Annotated in this window: 16 protein-coding genes; 15 read left to right on the top strand and 1 reads right to left on the bottom strand. The window is 57.6% G+C overall.

All coding sequences use genetic code 11. The annotated features are described in order from the left end of the window. The first annotated feature begins 101 nt into the window (after positions 1 to 101). Positions 102 to 740, top strand: a complete 639-nt coding sequence (gene rnhB, locus CJ255_RS12060) for a ribonuclease HII (protein WP_097644354.1) — start codon at positions 102 to 104, stop codon at positions 738 to 740. Between the two features lie 107 nt (positions 741 to 847). On the opposite strand, the gene CJ255_RS12055 is transcribed toward rnhB, so the two are convergent. Further along, on the bottom strand, positions 848 to 2,239 hold the full coding sequence (locus CJ255_RS12055; RefSeq protein ID WP_165774685.1) for a winged helix-turn-helix domain-containing protein: 1,392 nt from the start codon (positions 2,237 to 2,239) through the stop codon (positions 848 to 850). A 355-nt stretch (positions 2,240 to 2,594) separates the two neighbouring features. On the opposite strand from CJ255_RS12055, the gene CJ255_RS12050 reads away from it, so the two are divergent. The 14 genes from CJ255_RS12050 to moeB all read left to right on the top strand — a co-directional run bounded on the left by CJ255_RS12050 (position 2,595) and on the right by moeB (position 15,017). Continuing rightward, positions 2,595 to 3,188, top strand: coding sequence for an HD-GYP domain-containing protein (locus tag CJ255_RS12050; protein ID WP_097644352.1), 594 nt, complete (start codon positions 2,595 to 2,597; stop codon positions 3,186 to 3,188). A gap of 243 nt (positions 3,189 to 3,431) precedes the next feature. After that, on the top strand, positions 3,432 to 4,079 hold the full coding sequence (locus tag CJ255_RS12045) for a helix-turn-helix transcriptional regulator (RefSeq protein WP_097644351.1): 648 nt from the start codon (positions 3,432 to 3,434) through the stop codon (positions 4,077 to 4,079). 31 nt (positions 4,080 to 4,110) lie between these two features. Then, complete coding sequence (gene sufC / locus CJ255_RS12040) at positions 4,111 to 4,884, top strand: Fe-S cluster assembly ATPase SufC (protein WP_097644350.1); 774 nt, start codon at positions 4,111 to 4,113, stop codon at positions 4,882 to 4,884. 234 nt (positions 4,885 to 5,118) lie between these two features. Continuing rightward, the gene (locus CJ255_RS12035) at positions 5,119 to 6,324 is read left to right on the top strand and encodes a SufB/SufD family protein (protein WP_097644349.1); all 1,206 of its coding nucleotides are present in this window, start codon (positions 5,119 to 5,121) and stop codon (positions 6,322 to 6,324) included. A gap of 33 nt (positions 6,325 to 6,357) precedes the next feature. Then, positions 6,358 to 7,596 carry a cysteine desulfurase gene (locus CJ255_RS12030; protein WP_097644348.1) on the top strand — a complete coding sequence of 413 codons (1,239 nt, stop codon included), beginning with the start codon at positions 6,358 to 6,360 and terminating at the stop codon, positions 7,594 to 7,596. Between the two features lie 66 nt (positions 7,597 to 7,662). Beyond that, the gene (sufU, locus tag CJ255_RS12025) at positions 7,663 to 8,058 is read left to right on the top strand and encodes a Fe-S cluster assembly sulfur transfer protein SufU (RefSeq protein ID WP_097644347.1); all 396 of its coding nucleotides are present in this window, start codon (positions 7,663 to 7,665) and stop codon (positions 8,056 to 8,058) included. Between the two features lie 196 nt (positions 8,059 to 8,254). Continuing rightward, positions 8,255 to 9,670 carry a Fe-S cluster assembly protein SufB gene (sufB, locus tag CJ255_RS12020; protein ID WP_097644346.1) on the top strand — a complete coding sequence of 472 codons (1,416 nt, stop codon included), beginning with the start codon at positions 8,255 to 8,257 and terminating at the stop codon, positions 9,668 to 9,670. Positions 9,671 to 9,909: 239 nt separating this feature from the next. Further along, positions 9,910 to 10,227, top strand: coding sequence for a non-heme iron oxygenase ferredoxin subunit (locus tag CJ255_RS12015; protein ID WP_097644345.1), 318 nt, complete (start codon positions 9,910 to 9,912; stop codon positions 10,225 to 10,227). Between the two features lie 248 nt (positions 10,228 to 10,475). Next, positions 10,476 to 11,330 carry a sulfurtransferase gene (locus CJ255_RS12010; RefSeq protein ID WP_097644344.1) on the top strand — a complete coding sequence of 285 codons (855 nt, stop codon included), beginning with the start codon at positions 10,476 to 10,478 and terminating at the stop codon, positions 11,328 to 11,330. Between the two features lie 75 nt (positions 11,331 to 11,405). Further along, positions 11,406 to 11,801, top strand: a complete 396-nt coding sequence (locus CJ255_RS12005; protein WP_097644343.1) for an iron-sulfur cluster assembly scaffold protein — start codon at positions 11,406 to 11,408, stop codon at positions 11,799 to 11,801. 155 nt (positions 11,802 to 11,956) lie between these two features. Beyond that, complete coding sequence (locus tag CJ255_RS12000; RefSeq protein WP_097644342.1) at positions 11,957 to 12,886, top strand: PLP-dependent cysteine synthase family protein; 930 nt, start codon at positions 11,957 to 11,959, stop codon at positions 12,884 to 12,886. Positions 12,887 to 12,997: 111 nt separating this feature from the next. Beyond that, a complete protein-coding gene (locus CJ255_RS11995; protein ID WP_097644341.1) occupies positions 12,998 to 13,462 on the top strand; it encodes a M67 family metallopeptidase in 465 nt (154 codons plus the stop codon). Positions 13,463 to 13,582: 120 nt separating this feature from the next. After that, a complete protein-coding gene (locus tag CJ255_RS11990; protein WP_097644340.1) occupies positions 13,583 to 13,864 on the top strand; it encodes a MoaD/ThiS family protein in 282 nt (93 codons plus the stop codon). A gap of 1 nt (position 13,865) precedes the next feature. Continuing rightward, positions 13,866 to 15,017 (top strand): molybdopterin-synthase adenylyltransferase MoeB, encoded by a 1,152-nt coding sequence (moeB, locus tag CJ255_RS11985; RefSeq protein ID WP_097644339.1) that lies wholly within the window; start codon positions 13,866 to 13,868, stop codon positions 15,015 to 15,017. The last annotated feature ends 1,229 nt before the right edge of the window (positions 15,018 to 16,246 follow it).

The raw sequence follows: 16,246 nt of genomic DNA, 5'->3' as shown, positions 1-16,246 counted from the left end.
GGAAAGGCTTCAGGCTCCTTTACCGTCTTGCGGCACCCAAGGCACGCTGAAACCTCAGCCCTACTTCCTGCTTCCTACTTCCTACTTCCTAACGTCAGCCTATGCCAACCACTGAACATGAAGCGAAGCTGCGTGCCATGGGCTACCGTGCGATTGCGGGGCTTGATGAAGCTGGGCGCGGCTGTTGGGCTGGCCCGGTGGTTGCGGCGGCGGTGGTGTTGCCCTTGGAGATCATTGATACACCGCAACGGCTCGCTGGCGTCAATGACTCCAAACAACTCACGGCAGCCGGGCGCGAGCGTGGCTACCAACAGGTGCTGGCTGTTGCCAAGAGCGTTGGAGTGGGCTGCGTGCCCGCCTTCATGATTGATGCCTTTGGAATTGTGCCTGCAACGCGCTTGGCCATGCAGGTGGCCCTGCTCCAGTTGCAGCAGCCCGCCGATGCGCTGCTGATTGATGCGTTGAGGCTGCCGATGCTCGATCTGCCCCAGGAGGCTTTGATCCGTGGCGATAGCTGCTCACTCAGTATTGCAGCCGCCTCACTGGTAGCCAAAGTAACCCGCGACCGGCTGATGCAGACTGCCGACCGCGCCTACCCTGTCTATGGTTTTGCCGCCCACAAGGGCTATGGTACCGCAAGGCATCAGCGTGCCTTGGCCCAGCACGGCCCCTGTGCGCTCCATCGGCGAACGTTTGCGCCCATCTTATGCCATATTCAGATTGTAGATTGTAGATTGTAGATTGTAGATTGCCGGGCATGGTGTTCCAATGGGCTTTCGCGTTCTTGATGATGCGATAGGTTCAGGTGTAGCCCCAAAGCCCGTTTTAAGGCGATAGCCCTACACGACTAGCCTACATGGTGTAACACATAGAAACCGCCATGCAGCCGTTCAAGATAGATCGGCTGACGCGGATCAGGCTCAAGCACTTCAATTAAGCGGTCGGCCAAACGGCGTAACGAGTCTTTGTCGTTTGGTGTAGCATCGGGGGGCCAGACATTTGCAATCAGTTCATCGGTAGAGCAGAGCCGCCCATGGTGCTGATACAGATAGTTTAAGAGACGGCGCTGCAAGGGGGTGAGCCGCCGCCCGGCCTCAAGCAATTGCTCGCCGAGCCAAATGGTACCATCAGAGGCAATGTGGAGCGGGGCAATCCCAATCGCAGGCAGCCTAGCCCCACAAGCATCCAAGGCCGCCTGGAGGTGAAGCGGGCGGAACAAGAGATCATCATCAGTCGCACTACGCGCGCAGATCTGGATGAGCCAATCGCCCAAACTGAGCAACATCCGTGGTGAACCCGCTGCCGCCACACAGAGTTGTTGATCAAGTAGCGCCAGTTCAGGTATCGCGATCTGAGCCAAACTCTCGACCGCACCATCACTGAAGACAGTTAGGCGGTTACGAAGGAGTTGCTCAAGTTGGTTAGCCGTCCAACTGAGTTCAATGGTGGCAATCCGATCTTCGCGCAGCAAGCGGCGCTCGCGCAGTGCTGCCACAACGCCGCTGGGAATAAACAACTTAAAGGCTAACCCAGGCACCTCGAGCAGCCGTATATTGCCCAACAATGGCACGAGCAACTCTGCGCCTGTCGCCCAATCAGCACTAGTCTCACACAGTTCGTCTACCCCATCAATAATGACATAGCAGGTTGCACAGCCAAGCATTGCACTAAGCTGGGCAAGCAGGGTAAACGCACGCAGTACTGGCAATCCATCAAGTTGATAGGCACGCAGATCGTTGTCGGTTGCTTGTGCCAGCCAACCGCGTTCACGCAACACCGTGCGTTGTGAAGGGCGCAGATAGTCGCCATAGGTTGCCACGATCCAACGCAAATACCCAGCCTCATCGGGCACTAGTGGCTCTTGAGGCGGATCGGGTAGATCGGCCAAGGCCACAACAAAGAGGCGCAACAACTCTGCCAAGAGATCGCGTGGGCCAATGGGCGCTCCAGCAGCCCGTTCTACAACCGGCATCCAATCGGTCAGTGGTAAGAGCAGCAGCGGCAACGATGCCCCTTGGCAATAGGACTCAAACATGCGCCGCGTACTGCTCTTCCCAGAACCACGGGGCGCATGGAGAATCGTACTACGTACCACCCCCGTATCAATGATCGCATGGTAGGCGTGGTGATCAACAAAATACTCGTGCAGCCGATCACGCTCATCTTCGGCCCACTTGAGCGCAAAAGGATTTCCCTCGCTAAACCCGACACGGGCAAGCCACTCGGCAGGGCTGAGCATAGGCACCTCGTGAATGTTTGCGTAGGATAGCTTTGATCCACCGCATGGTACCACATCCACCTCGCATCCCTGCGACATCCCTACAGACATCCGCTTGATGTACGGGTCCATCCTTGAGATAAACTACAACGTTCTATTACAATAGAGCAAGAGTTTACAGACATCTTTGTTAGCGCGAAAAAGCCTTGGGCTCGTAGGGATGCGTCGCGTTGGCTGAGCCTGTCGAAGCCACCGCGACGTTGGCTTCGACAGGCTGGCTTCGGCAGGCTCAGCCACCGAGCCAACGTCACGGCCCAGAGCTTTTTCGCGCTAAGACATCTTTGACAGCCAATGCCTTGAAACAAGGAAGCCTGCGATGTACTCTGCGTCGTGTCCTCTGCAAAGCATACCCCTTCGTCCGACGCATGTTCCAACGTGGTATACCTCGATTGAACAGCACAGCGAGCGCGTGGCGAGCTTGGCCGATCGCCTTGCCTGCTACTATGGCCTGAGTGTCGAACAGCGTCAAATCATCAATTGGGCTGCACGTTGGCATGATTATGGAAAATTGGCTGTCGGGCCGCGCATTGTGTATGCCCCACGCGCTCTCAATGACACCGAATGGTTACTGATGCGCCGCCACCCCCGCATTGGGGCCAACTATTGCCAGCGTATCGGCGCACCGATGGCGGCGGTACGAATCATTGATGCCCACCACGAACGCTGGGATGGGCGTGGCTATGGTCAGGGCTTGGCCCGTTATGCGATCCCTCTGGGTGCCCAAATCCTCGCCCTTGCCGATGTTTTTGATGCCGTGACCAATGATCGCCCTTACCGTCCAGCCCTCTCGGTTGGTGCCGCCCTCGACCTTATGCGGGCTGAACGCGAGCGTGCTTTCCACCCCGAATTGCTTGATCTGGCACTCAATGTCTTTAGTACTATGCTGACACCACGCTACGCGATGGCGTAAACAGATGGCCCACGTTGTTGGCTTCGACAAGCTCAGCCAACAACCAGATGGCCCACGTTGTTGGCTTCGACAAGCTCAGCCAACAACCAGATGGCCCACGTTGTTGGCTTCGACAAGCTCAGCCAACAACATGTGACGTTAGTTGAGCTTGTCGAGGTTGTGATTAAACCAAGTATTTCCTAATTTTATTGACAAAACTCCATAAAGCTGATAGACTACATCATAGTTTAAAGGGTGGCTACTATGATAGTTATCGGCTACGCAACAACCAGTGCGCCGGGGCAAATTTTGCAGCACCTGCAGCGCCAAGGTGAGGCTACGGTCAAGGAGTTGGCTGCGATGCTGGGTGTTAGTACAACCGCAGCCCGTGAGCATATTGTCCACCTGCAGGCTGAGGGGTTGGTTGTGGCCCGCACCGAGCGCTATGGGCCTGGACGCCCGCGTCTGGTCTATGCGCTGAGCGATGAGGCCCGTGGCCGCTTTCCCCAACAGTATGATCGCCTGATTACTGGGCTGATCCGCGAACTGATCGCGCTCGAAGGCCCCGATAAGCTCGAACAACTGCTCGAGCGCGTTAGCCGCCGCTTGGCCCACGAGTACAGTGACCGCATGGCGGGTCATGGCGTTACCGAGCGCCTCGCTGAGTTGCGCCGCTTGCTCGAACAGCGCGGTGTTCCCGCCGAAATCGCCGCCGCAGGCGATGGCATTAGCCTCTTTGCCTGCCCCTTCTACGACGTAGCTCAAGACTACCCTGAAGTCTGTTCGATGGAACGCCAGATGATCGAGTTTGTACTCGGTGAAAAACTGGCCCTTGAGAGCAGCATCCGCGAAGGTGGCCATACCTGTCGCTTTGTTGTGCAGAGCGAAACCATTCCGCTGAAGACATCGTAGTTCGACTTGGTCGCACATAACCGAGGAGCATATGAGTAACGATTTGGTGATCAAAGCTCTCCACGCCAACATCGAAGAGAAAGAGATCCTGCGTGGGGTCAACCTGACGATCCGTGGCGGCACGATTCACGCCATCATGGGGCCGAATGGCAGTGGCAAGAGTACCCTCGCAAGTGTCATTGCTGGCCACCCTGGCTATGAAGTCGCTTCTGGCGAAATCTGGTACAAGGGGCAGAATATCCTTGAACTTGATCCCGATGAGCGCAGTAAGCTCGGCCTCTTCCTTGCTTTCCAGTATCCCGTTGCGGTGCCTGGCGTTAGTGTGGCCAACTTCCTGCGCGCCGCGCTCAATGCCCATCGCTCCGAAGAGGGCAAAGACCCCAAAGAGACCGCTATTCCTATGGCGCAATTCCGTAAGCAGTTGCGTGAGGGTATGCAGGCGCTCGAAATGGACGAAGGCTTTGCGCGGCGCTACCTCAATGAGGGCTTTTCGGGCGGCGAAAAGAAGCGCCTTGAGATTCTGCAGATGACGATGCTGCGCCCGACGATGGCGGTGATGGACGAGACCGACTCGGGCCTTGATATTGATGCGCTCCGCATTGTGGCTGAGGGGGTCAATCGCCTCGCCCATCCCGACATGGGCGTCTTGGTGATTACGCACTACCAGCGTTTGCTCAACTACATCAAGCCCCACTTTGTCTCCGTGATGATGGACGGACGCATCGTGCGCGACGCTGGCCCCGAACTCGCCCTCGAACTTGAGGAGAAGGGCTACGATTGGCTGCGTGAAGAACTGACGGCTTAGAGGCTGTCTGAAAAGTCTATCAACTAGCGTTGGAGTGCCGGCTTCAGCCGGCTGAAGCCGGCACTCCAACCCGTGACCACTAGCTTTTCAGACAACTTCTTAGACCTGGTTCGTAGCTACGTTACAGTTTGTGGGGACGTGAGGACGCGAGGACGCGAAATCCTCGCCTCTTCGCCTCACGCATCCTCAAAGCGCATTTCTGAAATCTTCCCTTAATAGAATATCCCAAACCATATGACACTACTCACGCTCAAAGAACTTACCGCCGACATTATTGGCGAGCGGGCTAAGGTTGCCGGTGAGCCGCACTGGCTGGTTGAGCGCCGCCGTGAGGCTTGGGCCCACTTTGCTCAGGCGGGGCCGCCGGAGTGGCGCCGTACCGATCTGAGTGGGATTGATCCCACGGCCCTTGCGCCCAGCAGCGATACGTTGGTGACGATTGAGTTGGATGCGAGCTTAGAGCGCCTGGGGGTGGTGGCCAAGCCTCTGCGTGCTGCCCTCACGAGCCACGAGGCGCTGATCCAACGCTATCTCGATACGGCAGTTGCGCCCCTGGAACACAAGTTCAGTGCGCTACGCGCTGCACTCTGGCAGGATGGGGCGTTCATCTTTGTCCCTAAGGATGTCGCTGCCGAAATGCCTATCCGCGTGCGCTACCACTTGCCCCCGATTGGCCATACCACCTTGCCGCGTACATTGGTCATCGCTGAAGCGCATAGTAGCCTTACGCTGATCGAAGAGTTTAGCTCGCCGGATCAGAGTGTTCCCAGCCTTGCCGCACCGATCAGCGAAATCTTTGCTGGGCCCGGCAGTAGCGTGCGCTTCATCAGTGCCCAACGCTGGGGCAACGGTGTCTACCATATCGCAGGCCAGAAGGCGGTCTTGGAGCAGGATGCGAACCTTGAGTGGACCAGCATTGGCCTTGGGGCGAAGGTGCAACACATTGAAGCCGAAACGACCCTGAAGGGCAATGGTTCGCAGGTGAATTGGTACGGGGCGACCTTTGCCGGGAGTGATCAACTGCTCTTGACCGGGCCCTGGTTGCGCCATGTGGGCCATCGCGCCGAGAGTTTCATGCAGTTCAAGACGGTGGTCAATGGCAATGGCTATAGCGTCTTTGACGGCATGATCAAGATTGAACACGAGTCGGCAGCCACCAGCACGCGCCTTGAGGAACACGCCCTACACCTCAGCCCCCAAGCGCGCAACGATTCCATCCCTGGCCTCAAAATTGACACCAACAGCGTCCTCAAGGGCGGTCACGCCTCCACCAGTGGCGACGTAGACGAAGAGCAACTCTTCTACATGCAGGCGCGTGGCATTAGCAAAACCGAGGCGAAACGCATGATTGTGATGGGCTTCTTCAGCCCGGCCCTCGATAGCATCCCAGTAGAGAGCCTGCGCGAAGAGTTGGAAGCAACCATCGAGTCCAAAATTTAGGGTAGCCTACGCACGCGCAGAGCAAAGAAAACCATGAGCCAACTTACCCAATTTGATGTCTTGGCCCTCCGGCGCGAATTTCCCATCCTGCAACAGGAGGTAAATGGACATCGCCTAGCCTTCCTCGACAGTGCGGCCTCTTCGCAGAAGCCGCGCCATGTGATTGACTGTCTGGAAGATTACTATCGCCGCTACAATGCCAATGTCCACCGTGGGGTCTACAAGTTGAGTGAGGAGGCGACCTTTGCGTTTGAGCGGGCGCGTGGGAAGGTGGCGCGCTTCATTGGTGCGGCTAGTCCGCGTGAGGTTGTCTTTACCCGTAATACCACCGAGGCGCTGAACTTGGTGGCCCAGAGTTGGGGCGGCGCAAACCTGAAGCCCGGTGATCGCATCCTGCTTACGCTGATGGAACACCACTCCAATATTGTGCCTTGGCAGATGCTCGCCCAACGCAGCGGGGCGGTCTTGGATTATATCGGACTGGATGGTGCAGGTCGGTTGGCCCTTGAGCAACTTGACCAGAAGCTTGATGAACGCACCAAGCTTGTCGCGGTCGCGCATCAGTCCAATGTGTTGGGCACGATCAACCCGGTAGCTCAGATAGCCGCACGAGCCCACGCGGTTGGGGCGGTCGTGGTGGTGGACGGGGCGCAGAGCGTGCCCCATATGCCGGTGGATGTGAAGAACCTTGGCTGCGACTTTTTGGCCTTTAGTGGCCATAAGATGTGTGGGCCCACTGGTATCGGTGTGCTCTGGGGGCGACGAAGCCTGCTCGAAGCCATGCCCCCCTTCCTCGGCGGTGGCTCGATGATCAAGGTGGTTGAACTGGAGCAGAGTAGCTACGCCGATATTCCGGCCCGCTTTGAGGCCGGGACGCCCGCGATTGGTGAGGCGATTGCCCTTGGTGAGGCGATTGATTTTCTCGACTCGATAGGCATGGAGGCGATCTTCCAGCATGAGCTTGAATTGACGAGTTATGCCCTCGAGCGGCTTGGTGCGGTCGAAGGGTTGCAACTCTATGGCCCAGACAGCGCCACCGAGCGCGGTGGTTCGCTCAGCTTCACCCTAGAACACGTCCACCCCCATGATGTCGCCAGTATCCTCGATGGCGTCGGCGTCGCTGTACGCGCCGGTCACCACTGTACCCAACCACTCCACCGCCACCTCAACGTCCCCGCCACCACCCGCGCCAGCTTCTATATCTACAACCTACCCGAAGAGATTGACCGTCTCGCCGCCGGGCTCGACAAGGCGCGTAAGCTCTTTATGTAGAAAAGAGAGTGTAGGAAGTAGGAAATAGCATGCTACTTCCTACTTCCTACCTCCTAACTCCTAACCATGGACGATCTCTACCAACAACAGATCATCGAACACGCCCGCCGTCCCCACAACTTCGGCACCCTCAGCGAAGCTACCATCTCGCACGAAGAGTACAACCCACTCTGCGGCGACAAAGTACGCATCGATCTGATCATCGAAGATGACGTGATCATAGATGTCCGCTTCAGTGGCCAGGGCTGCGCCATTAGCCAAGCCTCGGCCTCGCTGCTCACCGACGAAATCAAAGGGCTGAGTGTAAACGCCGCGAAAGAGTACCAGAAAGATGAACTCCTAGAACTCATCGGGATCCCCTTGGATAAAAACCCCACCCGCCTGCGCTGTGCCCTGCTTTCGCTCAAAGCGCTCAAAGCGGGATTGTATGGGGTTGGTAACATCCATGATGAGGATTTGTAGGTGTGTTATGTGTAGGGCTGCCGCCCTACAACCCGCTGTTGGGGCTGCGCCCCAAACCTATTTTTTTCGTTCGTGTTGGCGGCTACGCCGCCAACACGAACGAAAAAAAGTTCTTTAGGGCAGGCGCAGCCTACCCCGAAGCCCCAACATATAACGTGGCACTTGGTGCCAAACCCATCACAGCAAAGGAGGCGACATGGTCGCAGAAGCAACCAATCTCCAATTTGACTATAGCAAGTATGGCTTTCGCAACGAAGAGAACTACCTCTTCAAGGCCCCCAAGGGCTTGACCGAACGGGTGGTACGTGAGTTGTCGGGGATGAAGGACGAGCCGGAGTGGATGCTGAAGCGACGCTTGCGCGCCCTGGAGATCTTTAATCAGAAGCCGTTGCCGCTGCATGGCATGTGGGCAAACCCTGAGTTGGCCGATCTTAACCACGATGAGATTCACTACTTTGTGCGTGCCGGCGAGCGCCCGCAGACCGATTGGGACGCGGTGCCCCAGGAGATTAAGAATACCTTCGAGAAGCTCGGTATCCCTGAAGCCGAACGGAAGTTCCTCGCTGGCGTTGGAGCCCAGTATGAATCCGAGGTGGTCTACCACTCGCTGCGTGAGGAGTGGTCGAAGCTGGGGGTGATCTTCCTCGATACCGATACGGCCCTCAAGGAGCATCCTGAGTTCTTTAAGGAATATTTCGGTACCATCATTCCCTCCGCCGATAACAAGTATGCCGCGCTCAACACCGCAGTCTGGTCGGGAGGCTCGTTTGTCTATGTGCCCAAAGGGGTCAAGGTAGACATCCCGCTGCAAGCCTATTTCCGCATCAATGCCGAGAGTATGGGCCAGTTTGAGCGCACCCTGATCATTATTGAGGAAGGGGCCGAGGCTCACTACATTGAGGGCTGTACCGCGCCGGTCTACTCGACCAATTCGCTCCATTCGGCTGTCGTCGAGATTGTGGTCAAGAAGGGCGGCAAGTTCCGCTATACCACCATCCAGAATTGGGCCAACAATATCTTCAATTTGGTCACCAAGCGCGCCGTGGCCCACGAAGAGGCAAGCATGGAGTGGGTGGATGGCAATATTGGCTCCAAGTTGACCATGAAGTACCCCTCGGTCTACCTGATGGGGCGCAAGGCCCGTGGTGAGGTGCTCAGTGTTGCCTATGCGGGCAAAGGCCAGCACCAGGACGCCGGGGCCAAGATGGTACACATCGCCCCTGAGACCACCAGCCGCATTACCAACAAGTCGGTGAGTAAGGACGGCGGCAAGACCACCTATCGCGGGTTGGCCAAGGTCGCTTCAGGGGCCTACGGGTCGAAGATCAACGTCAACTGTGACGCCCTGATCCTCGATGAGCGTTCCGCCTCCGACACCATTCCCTTCATCGAGATCGAGGAGGATCGCTGCACCCTGGCCCACGAAGCCACCGTGGGACGCATCGGCGAAGAGCAGCTCTTCTACCTGATGAGCCGGGGCTTGCCGGAGCCCGACGCCCTCTCGATGATCGTGCTTGGCTTCATGGAGCCCTTCACCCGCGAACTGCCCATGGAGTATGCGGTTGAACTCAACCGTCTCATCCAGCTTGAGATGGAAGGCTCAGTCGGCTAGTCTATTCAGTTTATACGGAGCGGGAGCGCGAGGGAACCAAGTCCCCTCGCACACCCTCACGGAGCGGGAGCGCGAGGCAACCAAGTCCCCTCGCACACCCTCACGGAGCGGGAGCGCGAGGCAACCAAGTCCCCTCGCACACCCTCACGAAGCGGGAGCGCGAGGGAACCTGGTTCCCTCGCAGACCCTCAATGATCTTATGGCGGCGGCGAAGCCGCCCCTACGAAAAGAACAAACATATGCCAACGATCAAACTTGGCCCGCGTAGCAACGTGCCCGAAGGTGGGGGCCATACCTTTGCCGCTGGCGGGCGACGTATCGCCGTCTTTTGCGCCGAGGGTACATTCTACGCCATTGACGATGCCTGCTCCCACGCAGATGCCTCGCTCGGTGAGGGTGAATTCGACCCCGATACCCTCTGTGTTTCCTGCCCCCGTCACGGTGCTAACTTCGATGTACGTACCGGCGCGGCCCGCAGCCTGCCCGCCTTTGAACCTGTTGGCAGCTACACCGTCCTTGTGCAGGACGACATGTTATTTGTTGAGTATCCAGATTAAGAACTTGACTTTGGAAGCGATTCTGTTTACAATACGTTAGGTCTGGTTCGGAGGAACTTTACCGTTTGGCCTCCGACGGAGTGCCGACTTTAGTCGGCACTCCTTCTGTAAAGCTAGTGGGCACGCGTTGGAGTGCCGGCTTTAGCCGGCTAAAGCCGGCACTCCAACGCCAGTTCATAGACTTTTCACACAGCCTCTAACGACCTTACACTACCAAGTCCCAACCCAGACGAAAGGAAGAGATTCTCATGAGCGATTATGCTCACCCTGAGGTATTAGTTGATACTGCTTGGATCGTTGCCCACCAGTCCGATCCCAAGGTGCGCTTGGTAGAGAGCAACGAGGATCTGTTGCTCTATGAGACCGGCCACATTCTTGGGGCGGTGAAGCTGGATTGGATCAACGACCTCAATGATCCTGTGGTGCGCGACTATCTTGATGCCGAGCGGTTTAGTGCCCTGATGGCCAGTCGCGGCATCAGCAACGATACGACCGTCGTCTTGTATGGCGACAAGCACAACTGGTGGGCCACCTACGCCTTTTGGGTCTTTAAGCTCTTTGGCCACGAAGATGTGCGCCTGCTCAATGGCGGACGGGCCAAGTGGATCGCTGAGGGGCGCGAATTGACCCGTGCGGTACCCAGCTATCCCCGTGGTGACTATCATGCCCCTGCGCGTGACGACAGCAAGCTCCGCGCCTTCCGCGATCAAGTCCTTGCCCATATGAGCCTTGGTGCTGGCGCAGCCCTCGTGGATGTACGTAGTCCCCAAGAGTTCACCGGCGAGCGCACCCATATGCCCGAATATCCCCAAGAGGGGACCCTGCGCGGTGGTCACATCCCGACTGCCGTCAGTATTCCTTGGGCTCAAGCCGTGCGCGACGACAGTACCTTCAAGAGCGCCGCTGAACTGCGCGAACTCTACGCCAGCCAGGGCGTTACCCCCGAAAAGGATGTCATCTCCTACTGCCGCATCGGTGAACGCTCCTCCCACACCTGGTTCGTCCTGACCTACCTGCTAGGCTACCCCCAAGTGCGTAACTACGATGGCAGTTGGACCGAGTGGGGCAATGGGGTTGGCCTGCCGATTGAGCGAAGTGTGTAGGTAGGGTGCGCGAGGGAACCTGGTTCCCTCGCATCCTCCCGCCGTCTACAATCTACAATCTACAATCTACAATCGATGAACCGCCAAGCCATTATTGAACGCCTCCTCGACCATTACGACCACCCGCGCCACCAAGGTGCGCTTGCCGCTGCTGATGTGGTGATGCCCGGCGGCATTCCTTCCTGTGGTGATACGCTGACCATCTACCTCAAGGTTGATGCGGCGAGCGACCAGATCAGCGCTCTGAGCTTCGAGGGCCACGGCTGCACTATCAGCCAGGCGGCAGCCTCGCTGCTGGCCGAACACCTCCAGGGGCAGCCCCTTGCCACCGCTGAATTCATGGACGATGCAACCCTCTTTGATCTGATCGGCCCTGAAGTTGCCCGCTCGCGCCCGCGTTGCGCCTCATTGGCCCTCAATACGCTCAAGGCGGCGATTATGTCATATCGTCGCCGTGGGGCGAGGAGTTAGGAAGTAGGAAGCAGGAAGTAGGAAGCAGGAAGTAGGAAGCAGGAAGTAGGAAGTAGGAAGCAGGAAGTAGGAAGTAGGAAGTAGGAAGTAGGAAGTAGGAAGTCGGCAATCTACAATCTACAATCTACAATCTACAATCTGCAATCTGCAATGGTATGACTCTCCCCCTCAATCTTATCGGCAATACCCCCCTGCTGCACTTGGCCCAGATTGGTGCTACGTTGGCACCAGGGGTGAAGCTCTATGCAAAGGCCGAATGGTACAACTTGGGCGGCTCGGTCAAGGATCGACCCGCCCTCTGGATGCTGCGCGACGGTGAGCAGCGTGGGCACCTACGCCCCGGTATGCGCGTGGCCGATGCGACGAGTGGCAACACCGGCATCGCCTACGCGACCATTGGGGCCGCTATGGGCTATGGGGTTACGCTGGCGTTGCCCGCCAATGCCAGCCCGGAACGCATCCGTACCCTGCGCGCCCTTGGCGCTGAGTTGATACTGACAAGTGCGAGTGAGGGGATGGACTTGGCGATTCACACCATACGCGATCTAGTAGCCTCTGAACCGGAACGCTACTTCTACCCCGATCAGTACAGTAACCCGGCCAATCCCCAAGCCCATTATGAGACCACGGCACCCGAAATTTGGCACCAAACCAACGGGCAACTTAGTCACTTCGTAGCCGCCTTGGGCACGAGTGGCACCTTTATGGGCACGGCCCGCCGCCTGCGTGAGGATAACCCCCAGATTCAGGCTCTCGCCGTGCAACCCGATAGCCCTTACCACGCCCTTGAAGGCGTGAAGCACATGGCCTCAACCAGCCTAGTACCCACCATTTACGACCCCGCAGCGCCCGATGCGATCCTTGAAGTGACGAGTGAAGCAGCCTTCACCATGGCCCGCCGCCTCGCCCGGAGCGAAGGGCTACTCGTGGGCATCTCGGCGGCTGCCAACGTCGTCGCAGCCCTACGGGTTGCCCAAACGCTCACCGAAGGCATCGTGGTGACCATTCTCTGCGATAGTGCCAATCGCTACCTCAGCGAGCGCTTCTGGGAAGAGAGTGACTATGCGGCGGGGGCGGGGATCTAATACCAATTACCATTGAACATGCCGCATTATCAAGAACGCTAAAGCTCATTGGGACGCCATGTTCGGCAATCTACAATCTACAATCTACAATCTGAAATGGTATAACAAACAATGCTCACCTTTACTGCTCAAGCAGCCGCGGCTATTGCGGCCCACGCTAGTGCCACCTACCCCGACGAGTGCGTCGGGCTGCTCTTGGGTCAACTCAAGGGCAACGATACGGTGGTGCTACGCGCCGTCGCTGTCGAGAATCGCTGGCAGGGCCAGGTTAGCCTTGCCGACCATGACGACCCCACTTCGCGCCGTGATCGCTTCTACCTCGATCCGCGTGACTACCTGCGTGCCGACCGCGCCGCCCAAGCTGAGGGCCTAGAGCTTGTTGGCTGCTACCATTCTCACCCCGATCACCCGCCCGAACCTTCAGAGCGTGACCGCGTTGGTGCCCAAGCGATTGCTGGCCCCAACTTTGCCTTTGTGATCCAGAGTATCTATGACGCCACCGCCCGCGACTTGGCCGCTTGGTACCTTGTGGAGGACGGCAGCCATTTTGTCCGGGTGGAACTTGTCATTGAGTAGTTACTGTTCGTTGAGTGGTGGTGGCTGCGCCACCACCACCCAACGAACAGCAAGGTAATTTTGTACTATTGCCTATCTTCTCTCTACTGCTTTCTACTTTCTAAACCAAGGAGTTATTTCATGTCCACCACCATCACCATTCCGACCGCCCTGCGCCAGTATGCCGACGGTAAGGCGAGTGTGAGCCTAGAGGCTGCGACCGTTGGCGAGTTGCTGCGGGGGCTTGTGGAGTTGCACCCCAATCTGGGCCAGCATATCTTTGGCGAAGGCGGAAAACTACGCAGCTTCGTCAATGTCTATGTTGGCGACGAGGATATTCGCTACCTGCAAGGCGATGCGACGCCGCTCAAAGCTGGCGAGACGGTCAGTATCATTCCAGCCATTGCCGGAGGAAACGCATAGCATGGAAACAACCCTCTCCAACGAAGAGATTCGGCGCTACAGTCGCCACCTGATTATGCCCGAAGTGGGCATGGGGGGCCAGCGCAAGCTCAAGCAGGGCAGTGTGCTGCTCATCGGCACAGGGGGCTTGGGCTCGCCCCTGGCGCTCTATCTGACCGCCGCTGGGGTAGGCCACATTGGCCTCGTAGACTTTGACCAGGTGGACGAGAGCAACCTGCAACGCCAAATTGTTCACGGCACCTCCACAGTTGGTAAGCCCAAAATTGAATCGGCCAAGCAGCGCTTGCACGATCTCAACCCGCTAATCGAAATCAGCACCTACGATACGTCAATTACCTCTGATAACGCCCTTGAACTGATGCGCCCCTACGATGTGATTGTAGACGGCACCGACAACTTTCCCACCCGCTACCTCACCAACGACGCCTCGGTCTTGTTGGGTAAACCCAACGTCTACGGCAGCATCTTCCGCTTCGAGGGGCAAGCGACCGTCTTTTCACCCAAAGATGGCGGCCCCTGCTACCGCTGCCTCTACCCAGAGCCACCGCCACCCGGCCTCGTGCCCTCGTGCGCCGAAGGCGGCGTGCTTGGCGTCCTCCCCGGCGTGATCGGCACCATCCAAGCCACCGAGGCAATCAAATTGCTTACCGGCATCGGCGAACCCCTGATTGGTCGCCTCATGCTCTACGATGCTTTGGGTATGCGCTTCCGCGAACTGAAACTACGTCACAACCCAGCATGCCCCGTCTGTGGTGAACACCCAACAATCCGCGAACTGATTGACTACCAGCAGTTCTGCGGCATACTTCCAGAGGCACCTACCTTGAGCAATCAGTACGAAATCACCCCCAGCGAACTAGCCCACGAACTCCAGCAAGATCAGCGTCCCTACCTGTTGGATGTTCGCAACCCTTCCGAGGTCGAGATCGCCACCATCCCCGGCACTGATAAGGTCATACCTGTTGATCAACTGGCCGAACGGCTCAACGAATTGGACAGCTCACACAACATGGTTGTCTACTGCCGCAGTGGGGCGCGCAGCGGACGCGCCGTTGAACTGCTCAAAGGCGCAGGCTTCCGCAAGGTACGCAACCTCGTCGGCGGCATCCTGCGCTGGAGCGATGATGTAGATGCGACGGTAGCTAAGTATTGAGTGAAGAGCAGGGTGCCACTGTTTTAAGGCCGGGCGCAACGGATGTTCCTCCGTTCTCTGTTCCTCTGTTCTGAATCTTTCAATCCTCGCCCGGCGCAAAGGCCGGGCGCAACCCCTTTCAGGTATAGACTTTTTTGCTCCGCCGCATTCTCACGCGATCCATTGAGACAAGGCAGCACCCCTTGATGTGTAAGGGGTTTTTGACGTACTCCAATGGATCAAGAGCAATGCACCTGACCTGGCAGGTGGGGCGCGTGCAGCCGCTCGTGGTACCCAAAGAACCTTCCGCGCCGCACCTGCTAGGTCTCATGGGCCGTTGCCACCTCAGACCTGCCAAGTGTGCGCCGTTGGGTCTGTGGGACTACGCATGGCGGCTGCACGGGGCACACCTCGCAGGTCGTTTGTCCGCGTTCCATGAGAAAACTCTTGACACCGCATCCAAAGCTTCCCAAAAACTCTATACCTGAAAGCCGGATCTGGCGTCGCAGACCGACGCCGGTTCGCCACAAGGCGGAACGAAACATAAGACTCGCGTCGCCACCCCCGGATCTGGCGTCGCAGGCCGACGCCGGTTCGCTACGAGGCGGAACGAAACATAAGACTCGCGTCGCCACCCCCGGATCTGGCGTCGCAGGCCGACGCCGGTTCGCCACGAGGGTGTGGCCTAAATACGGGTAGAGAGCACCCACATCGGACGGCTAGAGATGAAGGTTTGGGTTTTCACTATGCAGACCTTCTGCGCGAGCGGCGGCAAGAAGCATATCATCAGCAGCGACAAAGGTAAGAGCGGATAAACCAATGGCAACGGCAGTGCTGTTTGCATCTATGGTATAAGGCATGCTTCAACCGCACTTAACACTCTGTGCTGGCTGTAGTGCCGACTTTAGTCGGCTGATGCCACCGGAAGCCGACTAAAGTCGGCACTACAACTGTCAAGCTGGATTACCTGATTCTGCAACATGCTTAACGGGAAAAGGGCACTCTTTGCCCCTGGCGAACGCAAACGGTCGGGTAATACCAAATCCGATAGCCGATAGCCGATAGCTGATAGCCGGACATGGCATCTCAATGCGCTTGAATGTCATTAGGCATGCGGCATGTTCAATGGTAATTGGTATAACTAGGTCACTCATCACTCGTCACTCGTCACTCGTCACTCATCACTCGTCACTCGTCACTCGTCACTTCTTTGGGGCGTGGGATGCGGCCTACGATGCCCACTACGTCTC

Origin of the sequence: Candidatus Viridilinea mediisalina (assembly GCF_002532535.1) — a bacterium.
In the GTDB taxonomy this organism is placed as follows: domain Bacteria; phylum Chloroflexota; class Chloroflexia; order Chloroflexales; family Chloroflexaceae; genus Viridilinea; species Viridilinea mediisalina.
Note: the sequence above shows the minus strand (reverse complement) of the source record. Positions and strands in the feature narration are given on the sequence as shown.

Excerpts from the sequence above, each read along its gene's own strand:
- CJ255_RS12050 (WP_097644352.1), top strand. The coding sequence starts at position 2,595 with ATGTACTCTGCGTCGTGTCCTCTGCAAAGCATACCCCTTCGTCCGACG.
- CJ255_RS12030 (WP_097644348.1), top strand. The coding sequence starts at position 6,358 with ATGAGCCAACTTACCCAATTTGATGTCTTGGCCCTCCGGCGCGAATTT.
- CJ255_RS11990 (WP_097644340.1), top strand. The coding sequence starts at position 13,583 with ATGTCCACCACCATCACCATTCCGACCGCCCTGCGCCAGTATGCCGAC.
- moeB (WP_097644339.1), top strand. The coding sequence starts at position 13,866 with ATGGAAACAACCCTCTCCAACGAAGAGATTCGGCGCTACAGTCGCCAC.
- CJ255_RS12045 (WP_097644351.1), top strand. The coding sequence starts at position 3,432 with ATGATAGTTATCGGCTACGCAACAACCAGTGCGCCGGGGCAAATTTTG.
- CJ255_RS11995 (WP_097644341.1), top strand. The coding sequence starts at position 12,998 with ATGCTCACCTTTACTGCTCAAGCAGCCGCGGCTATTGCGGCCCACGCT.
- CJ255_RS12000 (WP_097644342.1), top strand. The coding sequence starts at position 11,957 with ATGACTCTCCCCCTCAATCTTATCGGCAATACCCCCCTGCTGCACTTG.
- CJ255_RS12005 (WP_097644343.1), top strand. The coding sequence starts at position 11,406 with ATGAACCGCCAAGCCATTATTGAACGCCTCCTCGACCATTACGACCAC.
- CJ255_RS12015 (WP_097644345.1), top strand. The coding sequence starts at position 9,910 with ATGCCAACGATCAAACTTGGCCCGCGTAGCAACGTGCCCGAAGGTGGG.
- CJ255_RS12055 (WP_165774685.1), bottom strand. The coding sequence starts at position 2,239 with ATGCTCAGCCCTGCCGAGTGGCTTGCCCGTGTCGGGTTTAGCGAGGGA.
- sufC (WP_097644350.1), top strand. The coding sequence starts at position 4,111 with ATGAGTAACGATTTGGTGATCAAAGCTCTCCACGCCAACATCGAAGAG.
- rnhB (WP_097644354.1), top strand. The coding sequence starts at position 102 with ATGCCAACCACTGAACATGAAGCGAAGCTGCGTGCCATGGGCTACCGT.
- sufB (WP_097644346.1), top strand. The coding sequence starts at position 8,255 with ATGGTCGCAGAAGCAACCAATCTCCAATTTGACTATAGCAAGTATGGC.
- sufU (WP_097644347.1), top strand. The coding sequence starts at position 7,663 with ATGGACGATCTCTACCAACAACAGATCATCGAACACGCCCGCCGTCCC.
- CJ255_RS12010 (WP_097644344.1), top strand. The coding sequence starts at position 10,476 with ATGAGCGATTATGCTCACCCTGAGGTATTAGTTGATACTGCTTGGATC.
- CJ255_RS12035 (WP_097644349.1), top strand. The coding sequence starts at position 5,119 with ATGACACTACTCACGCTCAAAGAACTTACCGCCGACATTATTGGCGAG.